This window comes from Butyribacter sp. (genome assembly GCF_056818865.1).
Map to the genome: position 1 here is coordinate 45,832 of NZ_DBLYGC010000019.1, position 25,474 is coordinate 71,305.

Sequence of the window (25,474 nt, forward strand, 5' to 3'; positions counted from 1 at the left end):
AAGACTTTATCACAATATAGTCAATGTCAAAAAATTATATGCCTTTTTCGAGATCCTTTTCGTCAAAGACTTCATCTAATCCCTTACCCGGTGCAACCATAGGGAATACTTTGTCATCACTCTGTATAATACACTCAATAACAGCAGGTTTTCCCGATGCTATTGCCTCTTTTAACACTGTCTCAACTTCATCCTGTTTTGTGACACGATAACCTTTTGCTCCCATAGCTTCAGCAAGTTTTACATAGTCAACATTATTGTCAAGGACAGTATGAGAGTATCTCTCACCATAGAATAAAGTCTGCCACTGACGAACCATGCCAAGCACACTGTTGTTAAAGATAATCTCAATAACAGGAATATCTTCTCTTACTGCTGTTGCAATCTCATTCATATTCATACGGAAACATCCGTCACCTGCGATATTTACCACAACTTTATCCGGATTTCCTGCCTTAGCTCCTATTGCTGCGCCAAGTCCGTATCCCATGGTACCAAGTCCGCCTGATGTTATAAGTGTATGCGGTTTCTTGTATTTATAATACTGTGCAGCCCACATCTGATGCTGACCGACTTCTGTTGCGACAATAGCATTGCCATCTGTTATGTCATAAAGTTTTTCAACGACATACGGTCCCGTGAGCACATCATGATGATAATTCAAAGGAAGTGCATCCTTTCTTGCAAGCACCTTGCTGAGCCACTCTTTGTGATAAAGCTGCTCAAGTCTTGAATTAAATATATCAAGAACAGACTTAATGTCACCTATAATACTTAAATCAACTTCCACGTTTTTGTTAATTTCTGCCTCGTCAATATCAATCTGAATGATTTTTGCATTCTTGGCAAAGCTCTTTGTATCGGCAGCAACTCTGTCAGAAAATCTCGAGCCGACTACCACAAGTGTATCACACTCTGATACGCTTAAATTTGCAGTCTTTGTTCCATGCATTCCAAGCATGCCGACATAATATTCCTCATCGCCGCTGAATGCACCTTTACCCATAAGTGTATCTGTTACAGGCGCATCAACTTTTTTAACAAAGTCAGCAAGTTCTTTATCCGCATCGGCTATAACTGCTCCTCCGCCGACAAGAATCATCGGCTTTTCTGATTTTCTCAAAATCTTAATAGCTTCATCTACGGCAGTCTCATCAATCTTGTCTGTCATTCTCGGTATGAGCTTTGGAATTTCCTTTTCATATTCCGTGACATCACTTGTAGCATTTTTAACTATATCTACAAGTACAGGTCCCGGACGACCTGTTTTAGCTATTTCAAACGCTCTTCTAAGTGTAGGTGCAAGGTCTTTTACATCTTTTACTATAAAACTGTATTTTGTAATAGGTGTTGTAACCCCCGCTATATCTATCTCCTGAAAAGAATCCTTTCCGAGAAGTGAAATTCCTACATTACATGTAATAGCAACGATTGGAACCGAATCCATGTAAGCCGTGGCAATACCCGTAACAAGGTTTGTTGCTCCGGGGCCGCTCGTTGCCATGCACACACCAACTTTTCCTGTTGAGCGGGCATATCCGTCTGCAGCATGCGAAGCTCCCTGCTCATGTGATGTAAGCACATGTCTTATCTCATCCTGATGACGATACAATTCATCATAAATATTTAAAATTGCACCACCGGGATAGCCAAATACTGTATCAACACCCTGTTCCTTTAAACACTCTATAACTATCTGTGAACCTGTTAACTGCATTTTTATCTCCATTCTTCTCTAAAACTTTGTATATTTTTCTTCTATTTATTTAATCTGAAGAATAGCACCTTTATCTGCTGATGTAACCATTGATGCGTATCTTGCAAGATATCCTGTCTTAACTTTTGGCTCTTTTGGTGTCCATGCCTCTTTTCTCTTTGTCATCTCTTCATCTGATACTTTTACATTTATTGTATTTGCAGGTATATCAATTGCAATGATGTCTCCCTCTTCGATAAGAGCGATAGGTCCACCTACAGCAGCCTCAGGAGATACATGACCGATTGATGCTCCTCTTGATGCTCCTGAGAAACGTCCGTCAGTAATAAGAGCAACGCTTGAACCAAGTCCCATACCTGCGATTGCTGATGTAGGATTAAGCATCTCTCTCATACCAGGGCCACCCTTTGGTCCCTCGTAACGGATCACTACTACATCACCCTCAACAATCTTTCCTGACTTGATGGCATCTATAGCATCTTCCTCGCAGTCAAATACTCTTGCAGGACCTTCGTGAACCATCATTTCAGGTACAACTGCAGAACGCTTAACAACACAGCTGTCAGGTGCAATATTTCCACGGAGTACAGCGATTCCACCTGTCTTCATATATGGGTCGTCGATAGGACGTATAATCTCAGGATTTTTATTTTCACATCCCTTGATATTTTCTCCTACTGTCTTTCCTGTTGCTGTGATAAGGTCTGTATTTAAAAGTCCTGCCTGTGCAAGCTCGTTCATAACCGCATAAATTCCACCTGCCTCATTAAGTTCTTCCATATAATGATGACCTGCCGGTGCAAGGTGGCAGAGGTTTGGTGTCTTTGCACTGATTTCATTTGCAATGTCAAGATTTATCTCAACTCCTGCTTCATGTGCAATTGCAGGAAGATGAAGCATTGTGTTTGTTGAACATCCGAGAGCCATATCTACAGTAAGCGCATTCATAAATGCTTCTTTTGTAAGAATGTCTCTTGGACGGATATTCTTTTCAAGAAGCTCCATAACTTTCATACCGGCATGTTTTGCAAGCTTGATACGCTGTGAATAAACAGCAGGAATAGTACCATTCCCCTGAAGTCCCATGCCTATTGCCTCAGTAAGGCAGTTCATGCTGTTTGCAGTATACATTCCTGAGCATGAACCACATGTAGGACATGCATTGCATACATAATTGTCAACTTCCTCATCACTCATCTTTCCGGCTGCATTTGCACCAACTGCCTCAAACATAGATGAAAGACTTGTCTTCTGTCCGTTTACATGACCTGCAAGCATAGGGCCTCCGCTTACAAATACTGTAGGCACATTTACTCTCGCTGCTGCCATAAGAAGTCCCGGCACATTCTTGTCACAGTTTGGAACCATAACAAGCGCATCAAACTGATGGGCAAGTGCCATACATTCTGTAGAATCTGCAATAAGATCTCTTGTAACAAGTGAGTATTTCATACCCATATGTCCCATTGCAATACCGTCACATACTGCTATTGCCGGGAAAACGATAGGCGTACCGCCTGCCATTGCAACACCTGTTTTAACTGCTTCTACAATTTTATCTATATTCATATGACCCGGTACGATCTCATTGTATGAGCTTACGATACCTACAAGCGGTCTTTCGAGTTCTTCCTCAGTAAGACCTAATGCATTGAACAAAGATCTCTGTGGAGCTGTCTGCATACCTTTTTTTACAACATCACTTCTCATTTTGTATTCCTCCTGAAATTTTACTATATTCTCTCACAGATAAGGTCACCCATTCTGATAGTCCCTACCTGTGTCTTTCCTTCATCCATAATATCAACTGTGCGATAACCGTCTTTAAGTACCTGCTTAACTGCTGCCTCAACTGCATCTGCCTCTTTTTCAAGGTCAAATGAATAACGAAGCATCATTGCAGCTGAAAGAATAGTTGCAATAGGATTTGCCTTGTCCTGTCCTGCAATGTCAGGTGCAGAACCGTGGCTAGGCTCATAAAGACCAAGCTTTGTAGCACCAAGACTTGCTGATGATAACATTCCTATAGAACCTGTAACCATACTTGCCTCATCTGACAATATATCACCAAACATATTCTCCGTAAGGATGACATCAAACTGTTTAGGATCACGCACAAGCTGCATGGCACAGTTGTCAACGAGCATATCTGTAAGTTCAACCTCAGGATAATCTTTAGAAACTTCCTTAACGACCTTTCTCCAAAGTCTTGAAGAATCAAGAACATTCGCCTTATCTACACTGCAGACTTTTTTGTTTCTTTTCATTGCAAATTCAAATCCCCACTTTGCAATACGGCGAATTTCATTTTCATCATATGTAAGTGTATCTATAGCTTTAAGCACACCGTTTTCCTCGACTGTCTTTCTGTCACCGAAGTAAAGTCCGCCTGTAAGCTCTCTCATAACTACAAAGTCAAAACCGCCTTCTGTAATTTCCTCTTTTAATGGGCATGCCCCACTAAGTTCATCAAAGAGAATAGCAGGACGCACATTTGCATAAAGTCCAAGCCCTTTTCTAATCTTTAAAAGACCTGCCTCTGGACGCTTGTCAGGCGGTAACTGATACCAGTTTGACTGTCCTACATTTCCTCCGACAGCACCGAGAAGAACCGAATCACTCTCCTTTGCTGCCTGCAACGTCTCATCTGTAAGTGGCTCACCATAAGCATCTATAGAGCAGCCACCCATAAGAAGCTCCTTATACTCAAATGTATGTCCAAACTTTTCACCAATTTTATCAAGAACCTTTCTTGCCTCTCGCACAATTTCAGGTCCAATGCCATCACCGGCTATTACTGCAACTTTGTAGTTCATAAATCATCTTCCTTTCAGAATAATATATAATATTTTTCTTACCCATATAAAATACAGTATATATCAGTTTTTTATTGACTGTCAAGATAATGCTCAGCGTTTTCCCGTACTCCCAAAACCTCCTCTGTCTGTTTCTTCAAGATGTTTCACTTCATCAAAGTTTATCTCAGGCTGATTTTTCATAATTCTGAACTGACATATTCTGTCATTCACATGAATCTGCGTATCTCTGACTGCAAGCACCGGCATACGCCACATATCGTTATCTCCGCAATAAGAACCATCGATTACACCCATATGATTTGTCTGTATAATACCGAAGTTTTTAAACGTAGAACTTCTCGGCACTACATGAGCCTCATATCCCTCAGGAAGTTTCATTCCGACACCAAGCGGAATAAGTGCGAACTCTCCTTTTTTAAGTGTAACTTCTTCTGATGCACGAAGATCTATCCAGTCAGATTTTCCACCAATATACTCAAGCTTGTCAATCTTATCCGAAAAATATTTTATTTTTATCGTTTCCATGATTTCCTCCATATTTTAAATTTATATAATGTAATGGTTAAAATACCTTTTGCCCCCAACAGCATTACATCTATTATAAATTATAATTAAATAATCTATATCTGTCCTTTTAAACAACACCATATCAGTTTATCACATTTTCATCCCCTGTGAATATATTTTAATAAACTTTTTTGTATCAATAGGAGCTATTAAACATGGACACCACGACAAACGAACAGACACCCGATATAAATGAGACACCCCTGCAGAATAATGATAACATAAGCAACAAAGGCTATTTTCAGGCATTTGTAACAAGCTCTGTTTCAGGCAGACCCGTTGAAAATGCTTCAATTGAGATAACATACCCCGATTTTAGTGATAGCGCCATAGACAATCTGACTACAGACGCATCCGGTAAAACGCCTGTTATAACACTCAGAACACCACCTCTTCAATACAGCATGACACCTCTTAGCAATCAGCCATATTCAGTATATAATGTGCTTGTGCGTGCACGTGGATATGAAGAAGTAGAAATATCAGGTACTGAAGTTCTCCCCGGTGAGACTTCAATCCAAAATATTGAATTAATACCTATTGATGAAAGCGAACCTGAGAGTGCGGAAGTATTTGTTATACCTCCACACACACTTTATGCTGAATATCCTCCTAAAATCCCTGAAGATGAAATCAAAGAAACAAACGAATCAGGCGAGGTCGTTCTCAGCCGCGTGGTAATCCCCGATGGAGTGCGTTTTTATTTGCATCCAAAAACTGACTTTTAGAGATTATCGCAGGAACAACATCCTCGCAGCGTATCCATTCTTCTTTACTAAGTTTCAGACGCTTATCAATTTTATAATTTATTTTCTTTGTTTTACCCTGTATCAAAACACCTGTATAAACTTCATTTTTTAATATTCTCCTTACCGCATACGGCTGCCATAATGTGACTTCTGAACCTTTAAAAGAAGTCCGGTACCTGCTTTTATTCATTTTTTTATACATATACGGAGATAATATTTTTTCTTCATTAAATATCTTCACAATTTTTTCAGCGGAATATCCCGCAATACGCAATTCAAATATACGCCTCACTACCTTAGCCGCAGCATCATCTATGACAAGTCGGTTTCTATCACCGTCAGCCTTTTTATATCCATAAACCGTAAATGCTCCTATATATTTTCCACTTTCCCGTTTTACTTTCTGTGAATACCTTACCTTACAGGATATATCTCTCGCGTATGAATCATTTAACAGATTTAAAATGGGAATTGTTATTTTTCTCTCATGATAATCGGCTCTTTCACTGTCATAACCGTCTGCTACCGATATAACCCTGATATTTTTCGTAGGAAAATAATATTCAAGCAGTCTGCCCGTCTCGATATAATCTCTTCCAAGTCTTGACAAATCTTTAACTATAATGCACCCGACATTGTTTTTTTCAATCCATTCGAGCATATCTGTAAAACCGGGTCTGTTAAAATTTGTACCCGTATATCCTTCATCAATAAACTCACCGACATGTAACAGACCATTTTTATGAATATACTGTTCAAGCAGTTTTCTTTGATTTTTAATACTGTCAGCAGCGTTATTACTGTTGCAGATATCCTCCAAAACTGCACTTTCAGTTAGCATACTTTCTTTTGCAGCATCATTTTTTGAAATTCTCAAATATGTTACACATTCCATCACACTCTCCCATAAAAAGAAATTTATATACAAAAAAAAGAGCCGCTAATTCATAACAGTCAGGCGCATTATCATCTGTTTCAAAAATATCATTCTCTTTTGAAATATCTTCAATAATATTTTTTTCTTCCATCTGATTTACCAACTTAAAAACTTTAAAATATAGGCTCTTTATATATTATTTTTATTATTTCCGTTTATGCAAAAAGACAATAAAATATTCATGTAATATTCATGATGTTTATTACTCCGCAAAATCTTCAACAAATCTCTTTACTTCTTCCCATGCCTCTTTGGACTCCTCGAGTTTATCAAGTCCCATCTGAAAAACATGAAACATTTCTTCATATATCGTAATGTTTGTTTTGCATCCTGCTTCTCTGGCTTTTTTCTCGGCAGATATTGAATCGCTCAAAAGCATCTCGATGCCCCCGACCTGAAAAAGCATTGGTGGAAGCTTTGAAAAATCACCGAACAGAGGTGATATATAAGGTTCTTTCGGCGAATATCCTCCAAGATATTCCCCACTGTATATCATACTCTCTCTTGTATTTCCAAACATAGGGTCAAGTGTGTAATTTTCTTCATAAGATACACCTGATGCCGTAAGATCCGTCCAGGGTGACATCAATACAAATCCTGCCGGAAGCAGCATATCATTGTCCCTTAAAAACTGACCCAGTGCAAGACTAAGCCCGCCGCCTGCCGAATCTCCCGCAACAATTATATCTTTCCCTTCATATCCGGTTGCAAGGAGCCATTTATACGCTGCCACTGCATCCTCAAGAGCTGCAGGAAACGGATTTTTTGGTGCAACTCTGTAATCTATTGACAATGTTTTTATACCGCCACGCATATCACAATATTCCTTTGCGAAATTCCTGTATACATTTCTCATTTTGCCGATATAACCGCCTCCGTGAAGCTGCAACACAACAAACCTGCTGTTTATGTTTTCAGGAGACAATAGTTCCATCTCAAAACGTTTCATACTGATTTTTGTTATTTTATAACCACCAGGACAATGCCATGGCGGTTCAACTAATCTCCTTCTTATAGTGCCTTTTTTTATCGCCGGACCTATTATAAACCCCGATGAAACCAAGTTTATTATATTTCTTACAATCTTTGCACGTAAACTTATATTATCAATCTCTTTTATCATTACCAACCTCTCATCAGCATTAAATATAAAATTTGCGCTTTAATTCATTTCTTGCCTTTCTGTCTCCAATAACTACACTTGAAGTAAATAGTATAAGTGAAATCAAAAAACTTGTCCACGGCAGAACCGGACTTTGAAGTACCTTTGTAAAATAGAGTAACATCTGGACTATTCCGAGTATAACACAAAATATCTGAAGAAGCAGATAACTCTCCCAGTTCTGCCTGTTTATTATCATGCATATTATGATTATCACATCAAGCACAAGAACAATCACAGGCATACCTACCCCTAATGACCATCCTTTATACCCAAGCACAAAGTCAACAAGCATAATATAAAATAATGCCCCTAAAAATCCCACATACATTTTTTTGATATGACCGTAATGGTCATTTATTATGAAATGAAGCATCAAAATAAGATATAGTATTGCACCGCCTGATATTTCAGACCATTTAACTCCGTTAAAATTATAATAATTTATGACAACAAAAACTATCTCCAAAACAATTGCAAAATATGAAAAGATGCTTACTATTCTTCTAAGTATCTTTGTTTTCTGTCTTACATCGGGATATGTGTTTTCGTTATGCTTATCATCACCTGACAAAACCATATCACACATGGGACATACTTTTGTTTTATCTTTTATTTTTATGCCACAGTTTTTACATTCAATCATAATACACCCCATTACTTTCTATTTCTACATCAACGCCATCTTCAACTATTTTTCTGAAAAATCTTCTCTGTATAGATGTGTCCCTTAAAATCGATGTAAATGTGAATACCATCGTATCGCCGTATGAACATATTGCACCTTTTATATTCTGACCTGCAGATACCGATATCATTGCATGAAAACTCTTTATATACGGTGAATACTCTTTATCCGTCTTTATGTTTCCGATATTTGTAACAGTTGAAGTATTTGCTTTTGCAGATGAAAGATAAACCAACTTCATTGCTATTTTTTTTATAAAAAACGGAATTGAACGTAAAAGAATATTTTTCTGATTTGATACATTGTACGAAAACAATTCCTCAAGATGCTCTTTTACTATCTGGCCTCTTAAACTTTTTTTAATAATTTCAGCAATCTCTTCAAAAGAATACTCTTCATTATCCGGCTTAAATATCGCACTTACCATTACAAAAAAATTTCTTGTTGTCATCGAATCAAAATAAGGTCTTAAATTCACCGGCACGGCACATACAATAGCTTTATCCGATTTCATTCTTTTAAGATATTCAACATAAATACTGTATATAAAGACTATCACAAAATATTCATTTATACTTACATCATATTTTCCTGCTGCCTCTTTTATCTGCTTTACACTCATATAGCCGTGAATTACACCCAGCTCACCTCTCGAAAGTTTCTCGCCTTTTATTTCAACAGCTCTCTTTGTCGCATATCCTTTTGCATGGCTCTTCTTATAATTTTTGACATAACTATCTTCTGTATTTAGTGATGTGTAATCTGAAAGCCTGTCTTTCTTTACCGCAGCTATATCCGAATATTTCAGTCTAAGATATTGATAAGTAATTTCTCTCAAAAAATTTATGCCGCCCATGCCATCTGCAAGAACATGAAATACTTCAAGATTTATTCTTTTCCTATAATAAGTAATCCTGAACAAATAGTTGTTATTGCTGTATGGCTCAATATATCGGCATGGAAAATCATGTTCTTTTACCACTTTAGGTGCAGGCTTATTATTTGTCTCAAAATAATACCAAAATATACCTTTCTGCATGCACACATTAAATGTGTCAAAACCCGGGAGCACCATATCCAGTGCTTTTTGCAATAGTTCTGCATCAACTTCCTCAGTAAGATTGACAGATATACGATACACATTTGTCGTTTCTTCTGATGCTATTGCCGGGAAAAGCACTGCTGTATTGTCAAGTTTCTCCCAATTTTTATTTTTATGTTTACGCTTTCTCATAAACTTTCCCCATTCCTAGTTACTATGGAACTACTCCCATTGAAATAATTCCATCAAAATCATTCCGTGGAAATCACTCCACTTTTTCACAAAACTTAATAAAGCTTCCTTAGATGTTTGCATATACCATATACTATATACTATCTAATTTTATTTTTAAAGGGTAAATACGATTTCGATATGTCGAGACTTTATCACAGTGTTAATTTTTCATATGCAATCAGATTTTAAACATCTATATTTCCTTTCCATTTACATAGTATCGCACACACACCCCCGAATATGTAATCGTGCACGACGGACCTCCTTCTGACAGCCGTGCCAAAGATTATTATGTAACATATAAAGATTACATTAAAAATGTTGCATCAAGCGAAATCTATGCAACATGGCCCGAGGCAACACTTACCGCAAATATTCTGGCTATACAATCTATTACTTTGAACAGGGTGTATACGGAATGGTACCGAAATAAAGGCTATAATTTCACCATCACATCTTCCACCGCCTACGACCAAAAGTGGATTCCCGGAAGAAATATTTTTAAAAACATTTCAAGAATAGTTGATAATATTTTTACAAATTATATTTCAAGACCTAATGTAAGGCAGCCTCTTTTTACGCAGTACTGCGATGGCAAAATGGTTTCCTGCCCTGACTGGATGCGTCAGTGGGATTCAAAATATCTTGGCGACCAGGGATATTCTGCCATCGAGATACTTCGTGCATTTTATGGTAATTCCGTTTATATAAACAGCTCAACTGAAATTTCAGGAATCCCATCTTCCTGGCCCGGTTACGATTTAACAATAGGTGCATCCGGAAGTAAAGTTCTGCAACTGCAGCAGCAGTTAAATGTTATAGCCGATGCATACCCTCTTATCCCCAAAATCTCACAGGATGGTATTTATGGTGAAAGAACTGCCGATGCCGTAAAAGTATTCCAAAAAGTGTTTGGACTGCCACAAACCGGAGTAACGGACTTTCCGACATGGTATAAAATTTCTGAGATTTATGTTGGTGTCAGCAGGATTGCTGAAATGGCTTAATCTCATATGTAAAGAACATGTAATTTTTTTCAAAATGCTTGTAAAACCACTGGTTTTTTTTCCTTCATTAGCATAAAATATATACAATATTAAAATACTTAAGGAGGGAGCATATGGCAGTTACTATTTTCGCAGCAATTGATGTAGGTTCGCATGAAACATCAATGCGCATTTATGAAATTTCAAAAAAATATGGTGTACACGAAATCGAATATGTTCACCATACAGCCAGACTCGGTCTTGAAACGTACTCTACCAAACACATTAGCTATACTACCATAGATAAACTATGTAATATATTAAACGGTTTTTCAAATAAAATGAAAGAATATGATATACATGATTATATGATAATTGCTACCAGTGCATTGCGTGAAGCCGACAACAATTTAATTGTACTCGACCAGGTAAAGCAACGCACTGGCTTCTTAATAAAAATACTTAGCAATTCTGAACAGCGCTATCTTTGTTACAAATCATTAGCCCTTAAAGAAAATTCTTTCCATAGCCTTATAAAGGAGGGAACGCTTCTTGTCGATGTCGGTGGCGGCAGCATCCAGTTATCTCTCTATGACAAGAAAACTTTAATTACAACGCAGAATATCATGCTCGGTTCTCTGAGAATACAGGAAGTTTTACAGGATATGCAGTATAAGACAGACAATTACCAGAATCTTGTATACGACTATATCTCCCACGGACTGCATACTTTCGTGCAGCTTTACTTAAAGAGCCGTAAAGTAAAAAATATTATTGCAATGGGAAATCAGCTTCAAAGTTTTGTCAAGTATATGACTCTTCATCATTTTGGCACCCTCAAATCTACCGATGCCAGATACGAGAAGAGAAACTGTGTAAACCGTTCTGAATTTGATGATTTTTATAAATCCATCACTTCAAAAACACCTGATGAACTTGCCAAAGAATTAAATACATCACTTGACAAAGCATCTCTGCTCCTTCCTATCGCAATGATATACCGAAATATACTTGAAGAAACAGACGCATGGCAGATATGGATATCAGGAATGACCATCTGTGACGGAATGGCAGCTGACTTCGCTGAAAAGAAGGAAAAAATAGCACCTGCTTTTAATTTCACCGACGGAATCATTTCTACAGCTAGAAACATTGCAGCACGATACAACTCCGATGAACCACACCACCGCAATGTCGAAAAGAATTGTCTTTTATTATTTGACGCAGTAAAAAAACAGAATAACCTGACAAAACATGACAAGCTTCTGCTTCAGATTTCTGCTATACTTCACAATTGCGGCAACTTCATAAACATGAATGCGGTCGGTGAAAATTCCTACAAGATTGTAATGTCAACTGAAATAATCGGTCTTTCGCACAAGGAAAGAGTGATGGTTGCATATATGATAAGATACCTTGATTCATCTTTTCCGAAATATGCAGAAATATCAGATGTGTTCAGTCAGCAGGAATTTATAAAAATCGCAAAGTTAAATTCAATATTGCTTCTCGCAGATGCAATGGACAGAAGCCACAAGCAGAAGTTTGCAAATACCACTGTATATCTGCGTGGTTCAAAGCTCCTTATTACAGGCAAAACATTATATGACATTACACTTGAACAGGGAATATTTGACAATAATTCCGACTTTTTCGAAGAACTTTACGGAATCAAGCCTATTCTTAAACAAAAGAAAGAATTTTGATACGTTTAACAGTCGATATAATCGATAAAATTGATGCAATCAATATAATTGATAAAATCGATATGACAAATATAAATGCATTCGGACAATTAGACAAATATAAGTTTTTAGACAGGAGGACTTTATGTCAGAAAATAATTATTTAAAACACGAATATTTTTACAACAGGGAACTGAGCTGGATTTCTTTCAACTACAGAGTCCTAAGCGAATCACAGGACAGTAAACTTCCTCTTTTGGACAGGCTGCGTTTTCTCGCTATCACGGCATCAAACCTTGATGAATTTTTTATGATACGAGTAGCCTCTCTAAAAGATATGGTTCATGTTAATTATACCAAAAAAGACATTGCGGGCATGACACCCGGAGAACAGCTTTTAGCTATCAGTAAAAAAACTCATGAACTGGTACACGAACAATATGATGTTTACGGAAAGCTTATCTCAAAACTTGCAGATAACGGCATCCATCTTATCTCTCACTACGAAGACCTTGATGATAAACAGGAGCGTTATGTAAACGAATATTTCCGTTCCGAGGTCTATCCTGTACTTACACCTATGGCTGTTGACTCTGCAAGACCTTTTCCGCTTATACAAAATAAGTCTCTTAATATCGGTGCAATTTTGAAATTTAAACCATCAAACAAAAAAGACGGCAATGGTCAATTCCGTGAACTTTATGTATCACATCACAAAAAAAATCTTGGAGACAATGTAAGTGATACCGATTTTGCAACTGTCCAGGTTCCTTCAGGACTTCCAAGATTTGTTGAAATTCCGGCTAAAAAATCAAGTGATAAGTGCTTTATCCTTCTGGAACAGATAATTGAGAAAAACATTGATAAACTTTTTGTAAATTACGAAGTATTATCTGCTTTTCCTTACCGTATAATGCGAAACGCCGACCTCTCAATCGACGAGGATGAAGCTGCTGACCTGCTTATAGAAATCCAGCGCCAGTTAAAAAAGAGACAGTGGGGTCAGGCAATACGTCTTGAAGTTGAAGACGGCGTTGACAAAAAACTCCTCAAAACACTCAAAAGAGAATTGGAAATAAATGACGATGATATATTTAAGATAAACGGCCCTCTTGACCTCACATTTCTTTCAAAACTTGCTGGTATCGAAGGCTATGATGACCTAAAAGGTAAAGGTTATACCCCTCAGCCTGCAAAATGGATTGATGCTAATAAAAATATTTTTGAACAGATAAAAGAACATGACGCACTTCTCAATCACCCATATGAGACATTTGAACCTGTTATTGAACTTGTAAGACAAGCAGCAAAAGACCCTGATGTACTTGCAATCAAGCAGACACTCTACAGGGTAAGCAGCCACTCTCCTATTATCGCATCGCTTGCAGCGGCAGCAGAAAACGGTAAACAGGTTACTGTACTTGTCGAATTAAAAGCACGTTTTGACGAGGAAAACAATATTATCTGGGCAAGAAAGCTTGAAAAAGCCGGCTGCCATGTTATCTATGGTCTTGTTGGATTAAAAACCCACAGCAAGATTACACTTGTTGTAAGAAAAGAAGAGGACGGAATCAGAAGATATGTTCATCTTGGTACTGGAAACTATAATGACAGCACAGCTAAAATTTATACGGATATGGGGCTTTTAACATGCAAAAAGGCTATAGGCGAAGATGCAACTGCATTTTTCAACATGCTTTCAGGTTATTCAGAGCCTGCCGCATGGAACAAGCTTGCCGTAGCACCTATCTGGCTCCGTGACAGATTTACTGAAATGATAAACCGTGAAACGGAATTTGCCAAATCAGGCAAAAAAGCATTTATAAAAGCAAAAATGAATTCTCTTTGTGATCCCGGTATTATTGCCTCACTGTATAAAGCTTCTGCTGCCGGAGTTAAGATTGACCTTATCATCCGCGGAATATGCTGTCTCAAAACAGGAATAAAAGGCATAAGTGACAATATCACCGTCCGCTCGATTGTAGGTGATTTCCTTGAACACAGCAGAATTTTCTACTTTCACAATAACGGCTTTGAAGAAGTATATATGGGAAGTGCTGACTGGATGCCTAGAAATCTTGACAAACGTGTCGAAATTCTCTTCCCTGTTGAAGACGAAACCCTGAAAGAAGAAATTATTCATATTTTGGATGTACAGTTTGCAGATAACGTAAAGGCAAGAGTAATGCAGAGTGACGGAACATATATAATACCAGCACGCAAAATCGGTCAGAAAAAAATATGTGCACAGCAGTATTTCTGCAAAGAAGCTATTGCAAACGCAAACGCCAAGAAAAATAAACATAGTGCAACATATAATAACAGTTTCGAGCCGCTTCTCCATATTGATGATGACGAACAGGAAGATTAAATTTATTTTTCCAGTACAAAGAGTCGCAAGCGACTCTTTCGCGCTTGAGCGGAATGCATAGCATTTATTTCCTTTCCGCGAAATGCGCATCCTCTAAAAAAAATCTCTTTTACCAGTTTCAAGGTAAAAGAGATTTTTTTTATAATAAACAATACATCTTATAATAATTTTAAATTTTTATTTTAACAAATCAAGAACTGATGTTCCAATCGTATTTTCTGGCATTGTAATACCAAAATTCTCGGCAACTGTCGCTCCGATTACAGCAAACGTATCGGTTTCAGACAGTTTTCCAAATCCGCTAAAAGACGGTGAATATGCCACAAAAGGAACTTTCTCTCTTGTATGGTCAGTTCCCTTAAATGTCGGGTCATTACCATGATCTGCCGTTATTATAAGAAGGTCATCTTTATTAAGATTATCCATCAGTATGCCAAGATTTTTGTCAAACTTCTCAATCTCTTTTGCATATCCCACAGGATTTCTCCTATGTCCCCATAATGCGTCAAAATCTACAAGATTTACAAAACAAAGACCGCAGAACTCTCTCTCAGCTATCTCTATCGTCTGTTTCATTCCATGTACACTTGACTTTGAACGATTGCTCTCCGTTATTCCTTCACCTGCAAATATATCATTTATCTTTCCGACTGAAATAACGTCAAAACCTGCATCCTTGAGGGAATTGAGAACCGTGCGTCCCGTAGGTTTCAAAGCATAATCATGCCTGTTGCTTGTTCTCACAAATTCACCCTTTTTCATTCCGGTATAAGGTCTTGCAATAACTCTGCCTACACGCCACTCGTCTCTTAGCGTAAGTTCTCTTGCAATCTCACAATATCTGTAGAGATTATCAAGTCCCATCGTTTCTTCATTACCGCATATCTGCATAACCGAATCGGCAGATGTATACACTATGAGTGCCCCTGTCTTAATTTCCTCCTCGCCAAGTTCGTCAAGAATAACAGTTCCGCTTGCCGCTTTATTTCCGATTATTTTTCGCCCGGTTCTCTTTTCAAGTTCCGCTATAAGCTCCTTTGGGAATCCTGTTTCGGTAAATGTAATAAAAGGCTTTGTTGTGTTTATTCCCATCATTTCCCAATGACCTGTCATTGTGTCTTTACCATTGCTTCTCTCGTTCATTGCAAAATAATATCCAAGTGGTGTATCGACTGGCGAAACCTGCTTTAACGGTTTAAGATTTGCAATTCCCAATCGTCTGAAATTCGGTATCTCAAATGTTTCAACAGACTTCGAGATATGACCAAGCGTGTCTGCCCCGACATCATCAAATTTCGCCGCATCTGCCATCTGACCGATTCCCATCGAGTCTATGACTATGGTAAATATTCTTTTGAATTTATATTCCATACTAACACCCTCTTTTCTGCATATATTTTATTTCTATTCAAGATTTTCAGGTCCAAATCCCATAGGAAGCATATCTTTTAATTTGATAACCTTTATATCTCCTGCAGAGTTTCCGAGAACTATTTCAAATTCATCGGGATTGCAAAACTCCATCATCACCTGTCTGCACACTCCACAAGGTGCACAAAAATCATATTCATCTGCACCCTCTTTTCCACCGACAATGGCAATTGCCCTAAACTCACGCTCTCCGTCACTTACCGCCTTAAAAAATGCTGTTCTCTCAGCACAATTCGAAGGTGTATAAGCTGCATTCTCAATATTGCACCCTGTATATATTTTTCCCTTTTCAGTAAGAAGTGCCGCTCCTACTTTATAATGTGAATACGGTGCATATGCCGAGTGTCTCGTCATCGCTGCCATTACCAAAAGTCCTTCTGCATTCATAATAAAAATCCTCCGTTTTTTCATACTCATCTCTTTTTATTTTTTATTCTAATCAGCCTTATCGGCTTTGATAAGCTCTCTGACTGCCTCAACTGCCGTTTCTATTGCTGCCTTCGTGTCATGTGCCTGCACATTTGAAAGACCTTTTTTGGCTCTTTCCTGATTTGCAAGTACCAAAAAACATGCCCCGACTCTAACACGAAGATAGCTTCCGGCAATAAGAAGTGCCGCTGTTTCCATTTCTGATGCAAGACATCCCATTTTTATCCATGCATCCCACTTGTTTTTAAGTTCATATCCTACAGGCATCAGTTCTGGTTCATGCTGACCGAAAAATGAATCCTTACTCTGAACTACTCCAACATGATATTTTAAATCAAGTTTCTTCGCAGCTGCCATCATCGCATTTATGACATTTATATCTGCAACTGCCGGATACTCAATAGGTGCATACTCTTTTGACGTGCCTTCCATCCTTATAGCACCGTTTGCTATAACAATATCACCCCCGACTACATCATCCTGCATTCCGCCGCATGTCCCGACTCTCAAAAAAGTATCTGCGCCACAGCTTACAAGTTCCTGAAGTGCTATAGCAGCAGAGGGTCCTCCTATACCTGTTGAAGTGACACTCACCTTCACCCCGTCAAGTTTTCCGGTGTAGGTGACATACTCACGATTGTCCGCAATAAACTTCGGTTCATCTAAAAATGCTGCAATTTTTTCACATCGCTTTGGGTCTCCGGGCATGATAACATATCTTCCTACATCTCCCATTCCGACATTTGTATGATACTGTCTGCCTGAGCCTTCCGTATAATCAACCATAAAACCAGCCTCCTCTCCAATTTTATTTTATAATATTCAGCCGTAACTCCAACTTTTTTGTACTATCTGCACAATTCCATAATATCTAAAACATGTTTTTATTATACAATATTCACAAAGTTTTTTCAACCATATCCACTACTTCAAATCCAGTGCTGCAGGTGGTTTTGCAAGTATTGATTTTATTGGCAGTATACAGATAATTGCATATGCAAGATATATGCATATCAAAAGTCCAAGAACTGCCCACCATGGTAATATAATTCCCATATTTAATGACGGAACGAGACTTATCACCTTTATGACACCTGCCGTTACCAATACTGCCGGAAGCGTTGTCACAGATGCAATCGCATATAATTCCATAATAAATGCAGTTATGATACTTCTGTTTGATATTCCAAACATTCTGTAGACTGTCAATTCTTCACTTCTGGTCATTGCATTTGATTTTATCATAAAGTATATCATTATAATTGATATGATTACCGCAACAACTGTTATAAGATTTCCCGTAAACGAATCATTTGAATTTTCCTCGATATATTTTTTTATTTCGTCATCATGCGGTACTGTCATAGACGGTGCAAATACATCGAGCTGTTCGGCGCCTGTTTTCTTATAATACTTTTTTGTCTTTTGTATATTATCCGTATAGATAAGACATGACCTGTTATCATACACCATAAGGCACTTGATGTTCTCACATCCCTTATCGGAAAATACATAATCAATATCAAGACTATCAGGAAAAGTTCCAACAATCGTATAATGTGTTTCTATATCATCACCGATTTCTATTGTATCCCCGACTTCATAACCCTCGCTTTCTGCAAATCCCTTTCTTAGAAGCACTTCATTGTCTCTAAGAGAGAGATTTTCATATCCCTTAACATTTTCTTCCTTAAATTCATCAACACTTTCAAGCTTATATGAATTCTCCGAAAAACCTAACAGCACATTCTGGTTGCAGTAGACAGTAGGCTCACTTGTATCACTTATACCTACTACTCTTAATATTTTTGAATCAGAGCTGTCACTGATTTTTACGCCGATATATGACTTGTATCCCGAATACATTAAAGTCACTGCACTTTTTTTCTCAGTCATTCTGTCAATTACCTGCTTGTCAATCACTACCTCATTTCTCTTTTTAGGCATTCTTCCATACAGAATATCTTTTTTGTCGAGATGTTCATATGACACATATGAAAAACCTGAAAGATTCTGTCCAAGCTCCCTTAATTGTCTAAACACCTTACCCTTAAGATACATATTTGCAGAAGGCACACAAAATATATCTCCATATTCTTTGTCGGTCATATACTGCTTTGCAAAATCCAGTATCTTGACCTGATCATCATAATCAAATACAGAAATATTTTTGAAATCGAGCTGTACATAATGTGAATCTGTAGACACAATACTCTTTTCATCAATCGTCTTATCATTAACAAATTTGGCTGTTGTTATTGAAAGCAGAATCGCCGATGCAAGAAGTATTATTGCTATAAAACCCTGTTTCTTTCCAAGTACCGATATATTTGCCTTAGCCATATTCCATACTTCCCTAAGCGGCAGTCTGACATTTTTCTTTTCATCAAGTCTTGTCAGATTATATTCAAAATTTTCAACATCCTTAATATCAAGAGACGGTCTTTCCTCGTCAAGTATCCGGATACCGTTCTCGTCATTTGCTATCACAATATCGTTGGGCATCAGATTTTGTATGTATAACTTTTCATCTTTCCACACGAAATTAAGCATAAGTTTTTCCGGAGTCGCATCCTGTCCACGATAAAGCTTAAAATCCGCATATTGACTGTTTATTGTCTCTTTCTCGTATTCTTTAAGATAAATATTCGCATCATCACTTCTCTGATATGCTGTAGCATTATTAGGCGCATCACTTATAATTTTTCCGTCACAAACCTTTATTATCCTGTCTGCAAAAAATTTAGCTATACGTTTTTCATGTGTAACAACAATTACAAGACATTCCTTTGATATACTTTTTAGTATCATCATTGTTTTTAATGTGTTTTCTTCGTCAAGGTTTCCCGTAGGCTCATCAGCAAGAATTATATCAGGTGCTTTTACAAGTGCCCTGGCAATAGATACCCTCTGCTGCTGACCGCCGGACAATCTCGATACAAGCTTTTTCTTATATTTGAGTATGCCTAACATATCAAGTATATAATCTGTTCGTTCATCTTTTTCCTGCTCCGTGAGATTATATCTGTTTAGCGCAAGCTTTACATTATATTCAACACTATATTCCTGAAGTATATAATAATTCTGAAAAATATAACCAAAATGTTCATTTCTTATCGCATCTATTATTTTAGGCGAATAGCCTGTTATTTTCTTTCCGTTTATCTCGACAGAACCTCCCGAAAAATCATCAAGTCCTCCTATTGTATTTAATAATGTTGTCTTTCCGGAACCACTCTCTCCAAGAATACAAACAAGCCCGGTATTTCCAAACTCAAGGTTTACATCGTTCAGAACGTGCTGTTCGCTCTTTTTTCCTTTATTATAATATTTTTCTAAGTTATTTACACGAATCATTGACGAAGCCTCCCCTTTAGTAAATGATTAAATCCGGTTACTGTCATAAAGCATACAAAAGCGTTGTATAAAATAAAGCAAAGATAACCGACAAATGTATAATACCATGCTATATCCGTAATGAAGTCAATACCGCACATTCTAAGTACAGCCATCAATATAAATGTGATAATCACAGCTATACCGCAGTATATTCCCATTTCAATATAACTTATCATTCGTAATATGCTTATTTTCATTCCGATAAATTTAAGAACAAGATATTCTTTTATCTTTATTGACATCATTGCCCTCAAAATGAAAAACTCAGCTATAAACATTACTAAAAGACCTGCTACGCAAATTCCCATTATAACAAGACGCTGGTTAGCCTTTGTCTCATTATCTATAGTTGCTCCGGCTCTGTATGTACTTATTGCATAATATCCCATTTTATTAAGTTTTTTCATAACTTTATCTGTCTTTGCATAACTATCGATATAAACAGACGACTGCCTGCATTCTGCCTTATAATATTTATTGTATAATTCGCTGCTTACCTCTATAAAATTTCTGCTGCTATCGCTTTTCTGTTCAAGAATATCTATCTGTTGTTCAACATATCTGCCCTCTTCATCTCCATTTTCATCAAGCTGCTGAAATCTTAACGTATACTCCCCGGAAGCAGGACCATCTTCACCAAGATTTTTTGAGAGCTGCACCTCATTTCCTTTCAAATCATTATTTATGATAGGTATTAGAAGACGTTTTACTTTATAGTCTCCCATTGAATGATCATACTCATAAAGCAGCCTGAACTCTCCCGAATCTAATTTCATTGACAACATATTGCACAATTCTTTAGAAAAATAAACCTGTTTTGTCTCGTCTTTTAATATACCGGTCACTGTAACTTCTGCCATACAATAGTCATTTGCATCCCATATATTAGCAGCCGAAAAATAACATTTATATGTTTTTCCTATAATGCTCTCGTCTTCTGAATATAGCACTATATCATTTCTTTCTTTTGGAAGTGTTCCCTTTTTCAAATCCGACTTATCAATGCAGTCAACTGATGACATAAACTTATCATGGTTTGTGAATGAAACACTTCCTGAGCCTGTCATCTCACGTTCTTCTATTCTTTGTCCGTATTTTATCTCATAATCTACATCTTGAAATATATAATAATTTATATCATTCGCATAATCGCACGAATCTACATGATTGACATATCTTACTTTTTTTATCTTATCTATATCTGTAGATGTTATATTTTTACCGTTTTTTTTCTTTACGACAATTCTCTTGTCATCTTTTCTGGCAAAGGCTGAATCTTCATAGTCCTTCGTAAAAATATCATCACTTTTCACACAGATTTCACCGATAAGCACAAAAGAAACCGTACTTATTATAAATAGGAAAAATGTGAACAATATAGCTTTTGCACGCTGCGTCTTTAAATTTAATCTTGCAAAAAAAGATGCATATTTAAAATCAATATTTTTATTTGAGTGGGCTTTTTTTTCATTTGCCGAAACTTCTTTTTTATCATTGTATTCTTCTGTGATATCATCACTGTCCGTAATATCAACTGTCTGCTTTTCTTCTCCAACTTTCACATCTGAGATTATCATACCCTCGTGAAGTCTTATTTTTCTTGTCACATAAGGCTCCGCCTGGGAATAATTATGGGTGACCATTATCACAAGACATTCTTTTGATATTTCTTTCAAAAGCTTTATAATAGAAAGACCTGTCTCACTGTCAAGGTTGCCCGTAGGTTCATCTGCTATAATAACACCGGTTTGTTTAGCCAATGCTCTTGCAATAGAAAGCCTCTGTTTCTGACCACTCGAAAGTTCATTTGCAGGATGAGTTTCAAATCCTTTTAGTCCAACTTTCTCAATATATATTTCCGCCAGACTCTCTGCCTCAATCCTATCTTTTCCCATAGCAAGCAGACCGCATACTATATTGTCAACAACCGTGTAATGGCCTATAAGACTGTAATCCTGAAATATATAGCCAATCTTCTTTCTTCTGTATTCCTCCCACTCACTCTCGTCATATTGGAATGTAGCTTCGCCATCTACATACATTTCACCTTCATCATAGTTGTCCATACCGCCTATTACATTTAAAAGCGTTGATTTACCGCCTCCGCTCTCTCCCGTAATAGCTGCAAACTCACCAAAATAAAAGTCCAGATTTATCTTGTGAAGAGCCTGTGTCACTTCGTTTTCAGAAAAATAACTCTTACTCACATTCACAAGACTGATTTTTGCTGTGCTCATATCTTTTCTCCTTCTTTTTAATATAACTGGTACAACAATGTCGTATCAGCATCAGATTATGTACATTTTGAACAATAATCTGCCATTTTTATAACATATATATAAAATATTTTACCATAAGTTATTAAATGTTTCATCAATTATTTTAATATTTAATAAACAAATACCAGCTCTTTCACATATTTTTCACAAATTTCACAATTTCAAAAACTATTTTAATCAAATCTAAACGTAAAAAAACAGCTATAATCAAATCAGATTACAGCCGTTTTCGATATACTATTATTTTGAACCCAATATCTTATTTTAATTTTCAAATTATTTCTTTTACATTTCAGTCCCGCTTATTTTTCAGAAGTTTATCTATAATATCATAATGCCTGTCAATAGCATACATGCACAAATCCTGTTTATTTTCCAAAATACCGCTCAATATAAGTGAATGACATTTCAATAATCTGTCATAATCATCTGCATCTGTCTCTTCAAAAACTTTTTCAATCCATTCCCTATACACTCCAATAACCGCATCCATTATTGATATCCAAAAAGAATTTTCAGTTGCCAGCATAAGATTTCTGTGAAAACTTTCATCTAAATCTGCTATATCAGCACTCCCGGCAAGTTCCATTTTTTCAACAAGTATCTGCATCTTTACTTTCTGGTTTTCATTTATCCCTTTGTCTGCTATTGCCATACATACCATTTTATCCATATATCTTCTGAATGAACAAATATCCTCTTTTGTGGTACTGTCAATTGCAAGCATTATATGTATCATATCTTTTATTGCTGCAACGGAATTTTTTGAAATATAATTGCCAGACCCCTGCCTTCTTTCAATAATTCCCATTCCGTTTAGTGCACTAAGGGCTTCTCTTATTGAATTTCTGCTTATGGAAAGTGTCTGGGCTATACTTCTCTCTGCCGGCAGTCTGTCCCCTGCCTTTAAAGAATTATCATTTAAAAGCTGACAGATATATTCTATCACTTTTTTATATTCCTGCTTATTTGAATTTTCCATACCCCATCCTCTCTGCATATAATTCTACCATTGCAACAACCCCATCAACTCCAAGCTTTGTAACATCCAGACAAAGGTCATAGTTTTCTGAATATCCCCAATCCGTACCTGTATAAAAATTCTGATAACTTGATCTTCTCTCATCCGTCTCCGCTACAAGTCTTTCCGCTTTTCGTTCAGATATATCATGTTTTTTCCTGATGTATTCAATCCTCTGTTTACGTTCACCGCTGATAAAAAGCCTTATAACATCCTTTTTATCACTAAATGCAACATTGGACGCTCTTCCAATAACAACAAAATTTTCCTCGTCAAGCAGCATGTCAAAAGCTTTTTCCGGCGTATCATGCGTAGCAACATTCTCTTCAATAGCAATAGAATAAATAAGCGAATTAACCGGCTTTTCAGCAAAAAAATTCGGGTATTTATCATATGCCCCACTCTTTTTTGCAAGCTCCTTTATAGCATTCTTATCATAAAAAGGTATATTAAATTTTTTGGCAAGTGCTTTTCCTACAGAATCTCCCCTACATCCACATTCTCTTCCGATAGTTATTATCATAGTAATTCACTCCTTTCCCAAACCACAGACTTTGACCCGCAGGCACAAAGCCACTTCCATTTTTTTAAATCAAAAATTTTTATATAAAATTGGCAAAGATTGAAGCTCCGACAACAGTTATAATTCCGGCTACGGCAATTGATAAACTGCTCATTGCCCCCTCAATCTCTCCCATCTCCATTGCCTTTGCCGTTCCTATGGCATGCGACGCTGAACCTATCGCAAGCCCCTTTGCAATTGGCTCAGTTATCCTGAAAATCTTACATAAAAACTCAGCTAATATATTTCCAAGAACTCCTGTTACGATAATTACAGCAACTGTAATAGTAACATAACCTCCAAGCTCCTCAGAAACTCCCATACCTATTGCTGTTGTGATAGACTTAGGTAGCATTGTAACATATTCCTTATGAGATAATGACATCAACTTTGACAAAACAAATACAGTCAAAAGACTTGTCAAAACACCGGACAAAATGCCGGTCAGAACTGCTTTCCAATGTTTTTTTAACAGCTCTATCTGCTCATATAATGGAATGGCAAGACAGACTGTAGCCGGTGTGAGAAACCAGCTTAAATATACTGCACCTTTATTATATGTGTCGTAGTCGACATCAGCGATAACAAGAACAACAATAGTAACTGCTATAGACACCAACAGCGGATTAAATATGCTAAGATGTGTTTTCCTTTTCAAAAACATTCCAAATGCATATGCCAAAAGGCTTAAAGTTACTCCGGCAAATGCTGATATTTCAAAAAATTCATTTAATTTAATGCTCATAATGAGCCTCCTTCATCTGTTTTTTTAATCGTATAAGGAACTGAGTCACCACTCCGCTGACACCCATAACCGTGAATACACACGCAATTGTTATTATACTCACAGGAATAAGAACAGGTTTTAACGCTCCCCAGGATGACATAAGTCCCACTCCTGCAGGTATAAACATAACAGGCATTGTCGCAATCAAAAATTTTCCTGCTTCTCTGACACTCTCAAGTTTTATAATCCCTGTCATAAGACCCACAAAAAGTATAACCATACCATAAATGCTGGCAGGAACAGGAAGCGGAAGCAGGTACTTCAAAATCTCTCCTATCATTGAAATTGCGATAATAATAAGAAACTGTTTTAAATACTTCATCATTTCTCCTTTTTATTTTTTCTTAGTTTGTTTAGAATAATTTAATCATTCTAAATTGGTTCTACCAATTATTATATTCTTTTTTTATATCATGTCAAGAAATATCAAAGTAGAATTATTTTCGCTGTGGCTTTTTAACGCAGAAATTGATATAAACTTTCCGTCTCATGGACGGTCACTACCTATAACAATCATAACCACCGGCTTAGCCGGTGGTTTGCTCTGCCCCTATAAGGGGCTTTTTCCTGCTTGAGCCTCAAGGCTCATCGAAATTGTTCGCCTCGCGC

General features: G+C 37.1%; 21 protein-coding genes and 1 pseudogene. 4 read left to right on the forward strand and 18 right to left on the reverse strand.

The window, feature by feature from the left end; genetic code table 11:
* Positions 1-34 precede the first annotated feature (34 nt).
* The 4 genes from ilvB to ACZLXV_RS09850 all read right to left on the reverse strand — a co-directional run bounded on the left by ilvB (position 35) and on the right by ACZLXV_RS09850 (position 5,061).
* Positions 35-1,717 (reverse strand): biosynthetic-type acetolactate synthase large subunit, encoded by a 1,683-nt coding sequence (gene ilvB, locus ACZLXV_RS09835; RefSeq protein ID WP_482383290.1) that lies wholly within the window; start codon positions 1,715-1,717, stop codon positions 35-37.
* A gap of 45 nt (positions 1,718-1,762) precedes the next feature.
* Positions 1,763-3,427, reverse strand: a complete 1,665-nt coding sequence (gene ilvD, locus ACZLXV_RS09840) for a dihydroxy-acid dehydratase (protein ID WP_482383291.1) — start codon at positions 3,425-3,427, stop codon at positions 1,763-1,765.
* Between the two features lie 23 nt (positions 3,428-3,450).
* On the reverse strand, positions 3,451-4,533 hold the full coding sequence (gene leuB, locus ACZLXV_RS09845) for a 3-isopropylmalate dehydrogenase (protein WP_022223552.1): 1,083 nt from the start codon (positions 4,531-4,533) through the stop codon (positions 3,451-3,453).
* 93 nt (positions 4,534-4,626) lie between these two features.
* Entirely contained in the window at positions 4,627-5,061 is a 435-nt protein-coding gene (locus ACZLXV_RS09850; protein WP_022223551.1) for a dUTP diphosphatase, read from the reverse strand.
* Positions 5,062-5,258: 197 nt separating this feature from the next.
* Here ACZLXV_RS09850 and ACZLXV_RS09855 point away from each other — a divergent pair, with 197 nt between their 5' ends.
* On the forward strand, positions 5,259-5,831 hold the full coding sequence (locus tag ACZLXV_RS09855) for a carboxypeptidase-like regulatory domain-containing protein (RefSeq protein WP_482383292.1): 573 nt from the start codon (positions 5,259-5,261) through the stop codon (positions 5,829-5,831).
* On the opposite strand, the gene ACZLXV_RS09860 is transcribed toward ACZLXV_RS09855, so the two are convergent.
* From ACZLXV_RS09860 to ACZLXV_RS09880, 5 genes are all read right to left on the reverse strand, one after another.
* A complete protein-coding gene (locus tag ACZLXV_RS09860) occupies positions 5,770-6,747 on the reverse strand; it encodes a recombinase family protein (RefSeq protein ID WP_482383293.1) in 978 nt (325 codons plus the stop codon). The genes ACZLXV_RS09855 and ACZLXV_RS09860 overlap by 62 nt on opposite strands.
* The gene (locus ACZLXV_RS09865; RefSeq protein WP_482383294.1) at positions 6,710-6,880 is read right to left on the reverse strand and encodes a hypothetical protein; all 171 of its coding nucleotides are present in this window, start codon (positions 6,878-6,880) and stop codon (positions 6,710-6,712) included. The genes ACZLXV_RS09860 and ACZLXV_RS09865 overlap by 38 nt, the downstream gene beginning before the upstream one ends.
* Positions 6,881-6,991: 111 nt before the next feature.
* Entirely contained in the window at positions 6,992-7,912 is a 921-nt protein-coding gene (locus tag ACZLXV_RS09870) for an alpha/beta hydrolase (RefSeq protein WP_482383295.1), read from the reverse strand.
* A gap of 19 nt (positions 7,913-7,931) precedes the next feature.
* The gene (locus tag ACZLXV_RS09875) at positions 7,932-8,597 is read right to left on the reverse strand and encodes a DUF6320 domain-containing protein (protein WP_482383296.1); all 666 of its coding nucleotides are present in this window, start codon (positions 8,595-8,597) and stop codon (positions 7,932-7,934) included.
* On the reverse strand, positions 8,590-9,873 hold the full coding sequence (locus tag ACZLXV_RS09880; RefSeq protein WP_367335545.1) for a hypothetical protein: 1,284 nt from the start codon (positions 9,871-9,873) through the stop codon (positions 8,590-8,592). The genes ACZLXV_RS09875 and ACZLXV_RS09880 overlap by 8 nt, the downstream gene beginning before the upstream one ends.
* Positions 9,874-10,136: 263 nt before the next feature.
* Here ACZLXV_RS09880 and ACZLXV_RS09885 point away from each other — a divergent pair.
* The 3 genes and pseudogenes from ACZLXV_RS09885 to ACZLXV_RS09895 form a co-directional block, all read left to right on the forward strand.
* Positions 10,137-10,922, forward strand: a pseudogene (locus ACZLXV_RS09885) (peptidoglycan-binding domain-containing protein); the annotation flags it as partial.
* A gap of 113 nt (positions 10,923-11,035) precedes the next feature.
* Positions 11,036-12,607, forward strand: a complete 1,572-nt coding sequence (locus ACZLXV_RS09890) for a Ppx/GppA phosphatase family protein (protein ID WP_482383297.1) — start codon at positions 11,036-11,038, stop codon at positions 12,605-12,607.
* Positions 12,608-12,731: 124 nt separating this feature from the next.
* Complete coding sequence (locus ACZLXV_RS09895; RefSeq protein WP_482383298.1) at positions 12,732-14,957, forward strand: RNA degradosome polyphosphate kinase; 2,226 nt, start codon at positions 12,732-12,734, stop codon at positions 14,955-14,957.
* Between the two features lie 177 nt (positions 14,958-15,134).
* Here ACZLXV_RS09895 and ACZLXV_RS09900 read toward each other — a convergent pair whose 3' ends face one another.
* The 9 genes from ACZLXV_RS09900 to ACZLXV_RS09940 form a co-directional block, all read right to left on the reverse strand.
* The gene (locus ACZLXV_RS09900; protein WP_482383299.1) at positions 15,135-16,328 is read right to left on the reverse strand and encodes a phosphopentomutase; all 1,194 of its coding nucleotides are present in this window, start codon (positions 16,326-16,328) and stop codon (positions 15,135-15,137) included.
* Positions 16,329-16,361: 33 nt separating this feature from the next.
* Entirely contained in the window at positions 16,362-16,775 is a 414-nt protein-coding gene (cdd, locus tag ACZLXV_RS09905; RefSeq protein WP_482383300.1) for a cytidine deaminase, read from the reverse strand.
* 48 nt (positions 16,776-16,823) lie between these two features.
* The gene (gene udp / locus ACZLXV_RS09910) at positions 16,824-17,603 is read right to left on the reverse strand and encodes a uridine phosphorylase (protein WP_482383301.1); all 780 of its coding nucleotides are present in this window, start codon (positions 17,601-17,603) and stop codon (positions 16,824-16,826) included.
* A gap of 138 nt (positions 17,604-17,741) precedes the next feature.
* Complete coding sequence (locus tag ACZLXV_RS09915) at positions 17,742-20,174, reverse strand: ABC transporter ATP-binding protein/permease (RefSeq protein WP_482383302.1); 2,433 nt, start codon at positions 20,172-20,174, stop codon at positions 17,742-17,744.
* Positions 20,171-22,453, reverse strand: coding sequence for an ABC transporter ATP-binding protein/permease (locus tag ACZLXV_RS09920; RefSeq protein ID WP_482383303.1), 2,283 nt, complete (start codon positions 22,451-22,453; stop codon positions 20,171-20,173). The genes ACZLXV_RS09915 and ACZLXV_RS09920 overlap by 4 nt, the downstream gene beginning before the upstream one ends.
* 334 nt (positions 22,454-22,787) lie before the next feature.
* Entirely contained in the window at positions 22,788-23,477 is a 690-nt protein-coding gene (locus tag ACZLXV_RS09925) for a FadR/GntR family transcriptional regulator (RefSeq protein WP_482383304.1), read from the reverse strand.
* Positions 23,461-24,039, reverse strand: coding sequence for a cytidylate kinase-like family protein (locus ACZLXV_RS09930; protein ID WP_482383305.1), 579 nt, complete (start codon positions 24,037-24,039; stop codon positions 23,461-23,463). Before ACZLXV_RS09930 ends, ACZLXV_RS09925 begins: the two co-directional genes overlap by 17 nt.
* A 79-nt stretch (positions 24,040-24,118) precedes the next feature.
* Positions 24,119-24,823, reverse strand: a complete 705-nt coding sequence (locus ACZLXV_RS09935) for an LrgB family protein (protein WP_022224621.1) — start codon at positions 24,821-24,823, stop codon at positions 24,119-24,121.
* Complete coding sequence (locus tag ACZLXV_RS09940; RefSeq protein ID WP_482383306.1) at positions 24,813-25,187, reverse strand: CidA/LrgA family protein; 375 nt, start codon at positions 25,185-25,187, stop codon at positions 24,813-24,815. Before ACZLXV_RS09940 ends, ACZLXV_RS09935 begins: the two co-directional genes overlap by 11 nt.
* Between the last annotated feature and the right edge of the window lie 287 nt (positions 25,188-25,474).

What these genes read in the sequence shown, in the direction of transcription:
- ilvB (WP_482383290.1), bottom strand. Translation starts at nt 1,717, where the DNA reads ATGCAGTTAACAGGTTCACAGATAGTTATAGAGTGTTTAAAGGAACAG.
- ilvD (WP_482383291.1), bottom strand. Translation starts at nt 3,427, where the DNA reads ATGAGAAGTGATGTTGTAAAAAAAGGTATGCAGACAGCTCCACAGAGA.
- leuB (WP_022223552.1), bottom strand. Translation starts at nt 4,533, where the DNA reads ATGAACTACAAAGTTGCAGTAATAGCCGGTGATGGCATTGGACCTGAA.
- ACZLXV_RS09850 (WP_022223551.1), bottom strand. Translation starts at nt 5,061, where the DNA reads ATGGAAACGATAAAAATAAAATATTTTTCGGATAAGATTGACAAGCTT.
- ACZLXV_RS09855 (WP_482383292.1), top strand. Translation starts at nt 5,259, where the DNA reads ATGGACACCACGACAAACGAACAGACACCCGATATAAATGAGACACCC.
- ACZLXV_RS09860 (WP_482383293.1), bottom strand. Translation starts at nt 6,747, where the DNA reads ATGGAATGTGTAACATATTTGAGAATTTCAAAAAATGATGCTGCAAAA.
- ACZLXV_RS09865 (WP_482383294.1), bottom strand. Translation starts at nt 6,880, where the DNA reads ATGGAAGAAAAAAATATTATTGAAGATATTTCAAAAGAGAATGATATT.
- ACZLXV_RS09870 (WP_482383295.1), bottom strand. Translation starts at nt 7,912, where the DNA reads ATGATAAAAGAGATTGATAATATAAGTTTACGTGCAAAGATTGTAAGA.
- ACZLXV_RS09875 (WP_482383296.1), bottom strand. Translation starts at nt 8,597, where the DNA reads ATGATTGAATGTAAAAACTGTGGCATAAAAATAAAAGATAAAACAAAA.
- ACZLXV_RS09880 (WP_367335545.1), bottom strand. Translation starts at nt 9,873, where the DNA reads ATGAGAAAGCGTAAACATAAAAATAAAAATTGGGAGAAACTTGACAAT.
- ACZLXV_RS09890 (WP_482383297.1), top strand. Translation starts at nt 11,036, where the DNA reads ATGGCAGTTACTATTTTCGCAGCAATTGATGTAGGTTCGCATGAAACA.
- ACZLXV_RS09895 (WP_482383298.1), top strand. Translation starts at nt 12,732, where the DNA reads ATGTCAGAAAATAATTATTTAAAACACGAATATTTTTACAACAGGGAA.
- ACZLXV_RS09900 (WP_482383299.1), bottom strand. Translation starts at nt 16,328, where the DNA reads ATGGAATATAAATTCAAAAGAATATTTACCATAGTCATAGACTCGATG.
- cdd (WP_482383300.1), bottom strand. Translation starts at nt 16,775, where the DNA reads ATGAATGCAGAAGGACTTTTGGTAATGGCAGCGATGACGAGACACTCG.
- udp (WP_482383301.1), bottom strand. Translation starts at nt 17,603, where the DNA reads ATGGTTGATTATACGGAAGGCTCAGGCAGACAGTATCATACAAATGTC.
- ACZLXV_RS09915 (WP_482383302.1), bottom strand. Translation starts at nt 20,174, where the DNA reads ATGATTCGTGTAAATAACTTAGAAAAATATTATAATAAAGGAAAAAAG.
- ACZLXV_RS09920 (WP_482383303.1), bottom strand. Translation starts at nt 22,453, where the DNA reads ATGAGCACAGCAAAAATCAGTCTTGTGAATGTGAGTAAGAGTTATTTT.
- ACZLXV_RS09925 (WP_482383304.1), bottom strand. Translation starts at nt 23,477, where the DNA reads ATGGAAAATTCAAATAAGCAGGAATATAAAAAAGTGATAGAATATATC.
- ACZLXV_RS09930 (WP_482383305.1), bottom strand. Translation starts at nt 24,039, where the DNA reads ATGATAATAACTATCGGAAGAGAATGTGGATGTAGGGGAGATTCTGTA.
- ACZLXV_RS09935 (WP_022224621.1), bottom strand. Translation starts at nt 24,823, where the DNA reads ATGAGCATTAAATTAAATGAATTTTTTGAAATATCAGCATTTGCCGGA.
- ACZLXV_RS09940 (WP_482383306.1), bottom strand. Translation starts at nt 25,187, where the DNA reads ATGAAGTATTTAAAACAGTTTCTTATTATTATCGCAATTTCAATGATA.